The sequence below is a fragment of the Acidithiobacillus sp. TH-A35 genome (genome assembly GCF_057473505.1).
Window position 1 is genome coordinate 1 of sequence record NZ_JBYCKR010000040.1, and the last position, 3329, is coordinate 3329.

The following is a 3329-nucleotide window of genomic DNA, read 5'->3' on the forward strand; positions in this document are numbered from 1 at the left end:
GTTTTGCCTGAGCCGGTAGGACCCCATACCGCGAAAATTCCGCCTTTACCCAGAGGGTTCTCGCTCAAGCCCACCCGCTCCTCCAGCGCTACGCGCAGTGACGCCCCCCAGGCCTCGTCTGCGGCCTCCTGCTGAGCGATTTGCGTAGCCCAGTCCGCCGAGAAACCCATGTCCGTCAGCACCTCGCGCGCCAGCTTGCTGGCGCGCGGGCTGCCCCAGCGTTTTTCCACCAATTGCCGCAGGGCCTGAAGCTCGTTACGGAGCGGAGTAGTCTCCGTGGCTGCACTGCTGCTCACTGCCATGTGCGCCACACGCTCAGGGACAGATAACGGGGGCTTGGTGCTCACGGTAGGAATATCCTCCGCTGGCAATTTTGCCGGAACTCCGCGTAATGGTTCAGGCCAACTCGGCGTTGGCGTGGCCTCAGCCCATTGCTTCTCATCAAAATCGATGGCTGCAACGATCTCGACACCCCCATCCACATCCCGGTTGGAGAGAATGACCGCGTCGGCACCCAAGGCGGTGCGAATCTGCTGCAGTACGTCGCGGGTGCTCGCCCCGTTAAATCGCCTGATCTTCATCTGTGTCTTTCTCCCTGAGGGTGAGCGCCTGGCCATTTAAGCACCGAGCGTGGCCACCACCCTGATCCGTTTATTTTCGGGGATCTCCGCATAAGAGAGCACCCGCATCCGCGGCGCGGTCCGGGCCAGGAAGCGTGCGAGAAAGGCGCGCATGGGGGCCATGGCCAGCAGCACCGGCTGCATACCGCCAGCCTCCATCTGCTGCATCAACTCCCCCGCCCTTTCCAGCACCCGCTGCGCCAGCCCCGGCTCCAAAGCCTCGCCATTACTGTTGCGCAAACTCTCCTGCAATAAGTGTTCCAACTGTCCGTCCAGCACCGCGACTGGCAACTCCCCCTGTCCGGGAAAGAGTCCTTGCACAATATAAGGGCCGAGTGCGGTACGTACGGCCGCAGTGAGATCGTCAACATCCTGGCTTTGCGGTGCGTGCTCCGCCAAAATTTCGACGATGGTGCGCATGTCGCGAACGGGCACGCCTTCATTCAGCAGGTTCTGCAAGACTTTCTTGAGCTTGTCGGGAGACAGCATCTTCGGGATGACATCTTCTACCAGCTTGGGTGAGCGGCTGGCGAGATGAGACAGGATCCCCTCCACCTCCTCGCGGCCCAGCAGTTCAGCACCATGGGACTGCAAGATCTGATGCAGATGGGTGGCGATCACCGTTGCCGGATCGACCACCGTATAACCAAGGGCGACTGCCTTGTCGCGCTGATCGTTGTTTATCCACAAGGCCGGGAGGCCGAAGGACGGGTCGGTAGTCGGGGTACCTTCGAGCTTACCGAGGACATTGCCTGGGTCTATGGCGAGCAGCAGATCCGGAAAGATTTCACCACCAGCCACTTCAACGCCTTTGACGGTGATCCGGTAGGCCGTCGGCCGCAATTCGAGATTGTCACGGACGTGCACGGCGGGCACCAGAAAGCCAAAGTCCTGCGCGAACTTTTTACGCACCCCGCGAATGCGTGCCAGCAGCTCACCGCCCTGCCCCTTGTCGACCAGCGGAATCAGCCGGTAACCGACCTCCAGCCCGAGTGGATCAAGCGGCTCGACGCTGGCCCAGGTGACCTCCTCCGGCTCGGCTGGTGATGGGGGTATCGCGGCTTCGGCCTTTGGCTGCTGGCGTTTGCGATACCAAACGATGCCGCCCAACACCGCGCCCGCCCCCAGAAACGGCAGATGCGGCATCCCCGGAATCAGCCCGAGAACGGCGAGGATCACCGCGACGATAACCAGTACGTCCCGGTTGTGGAAAATCTGGCTCACTAATTGTTTTCCCAAATCCTGACCGGTATTGACTGACGTGACCACAATGCCGGCGGCGATGGAAATGACCAGTGCGGGAATTTGTGCCACCAGCGCGTCACCGATGCTGAGCAGAGTGTAGTCATGGGCTGCCGTGCCAAGACTGAGACCATGTTGCCAGATGCCGATGATCAGACCACCGATCAAGTTGATGAATAGAATCATAATCGCTGCGACGGCATCACCGCGCACAAACTTGCTGGCGCCGTCCATGGAACCAAAAAAATCGGCCTCTTGCGCTATCTCGCTGCGCCGCCGATGGGCTTCTTCCTGATCGATAATGCCGGCATTCATATCCGCATCAATAGCCATCTGTTTGCCCGGCATGGCGTCGAGAGTGAAACGGGCGCTGACTTCTGCGATGCGCCCCGCACCCTTGGTGATAACCATAAAGTTGATGATGACCAGAATCGCAAAAACGATGATTCCTACCGCATAGTCACCGCCCACAACAAACTCACCAAATGACTCGATCACCTGTCCGGCCGCACCGGGTCCATTCTGGCCGTGCAGCAAGATGATCCTTGCCGCCGCCACATTGAGGGAGAGGCGCAACAAAGTCGTTAACAGCAGTGCCGTCGGAAAAGCGGCGAACTCCAGCGGGCGCACCATATAGAGACTGACCAGCAGGATAATCAGGCCCAGCGTAATATTGAAGGTAAAGAAAATATCCAGGAGAAAAGTCGGCAACGGAATAATGAGCATGGCGAGCACCATGATCACCAGGATCGGGGCCGCCAGGGTATGCCAGTTCACGCGTTGCAACATCCGGTTCAGGGCGTTCACAGTTTATCCTCTTTCATCCATTTCCGGGGGCACTGACCAGTGCGCGGGCACTTGTGGCTGCTGCTGCGGGGTCGCCAACCGGAGCTGATATAGATAGGCGAGGAGTTCCGCCACAGCCCGATAAAGAGTGACGGGGATCTCCTGCTCCAACTCCACATGATGGTAGAGCGCCCGCGCCAGGGGTGGCGCTTCCACCACCGGTATGTGATGTTCTGCCGCCAGATCACGGATCCTGGCGGCCACCAGATCAGCGCCCTTGGCCAGCAGGACGGGTGCACGCGTCTCCCCTTCGGCATAACGCAGCGCCACCGCATAATGGGTCGGGTTGGTGACAATGACATCGGCCTTGGGCACCGCCGCCATCATCCGCCGACGCGCCATCTCCCGCTGCATGGCGCGTACCTTGGCCTTGATTTCGGGATTGCCGTCCATTTCTTTCATTTCATCTTTCTGATCCTGGCGCGACATCTTCAACTTCACGTTGATGGTCCAGATCTGGAAAGGCACATCAAAGAGCACAATCAGCAGGGTAGACGCAGCAAGCACGAGAAAGACCAAGCCGCTCATGTGCATGAGATGCAGCATGGCTTGTTCGGGCGATTCCTGAATCAGGCCGAAGAGGGCGTTGCGTTGGGCCCAGAGCAACGTGATACCGACACC

2 protein-coding genes and 1 pseudogene are annotated in these 3329 nt (G+C 59.5%); all 3 read right to left on the reverse strand.

The genetic code is table 11. The features are described 5' to 3' along the window. A pseudogene (locus AC2VNK_RS01735) lies at nt 1-581 on the reverse strand (flagellar biosynthesis protein FlhF); the annotation flags it as partial. A gap of 36 nt (nt 582-617) precedes the next feature. Continuing rightward, a complete protein-coding gene (gene flhA, locus AC2VNK_RS01740; protein WP_291525050.1) occupies nt 618-2669 on the reverse strand; it encodes a flagellar biosynthesis protein FlhA in 2052 nt (683 codons plus the stop codon). 3 nt (nt 2670-2672) lie between these two features. Further along, nucleotides 2673-3329 (reverse strand): flagellar type III secretion system protein FlhB (gene flhB / locus AC2VNK_RS01745; RefSeq protein WP_486882584.1); only part of this gene is annotated, 657 nt, incomplete at its 5' end.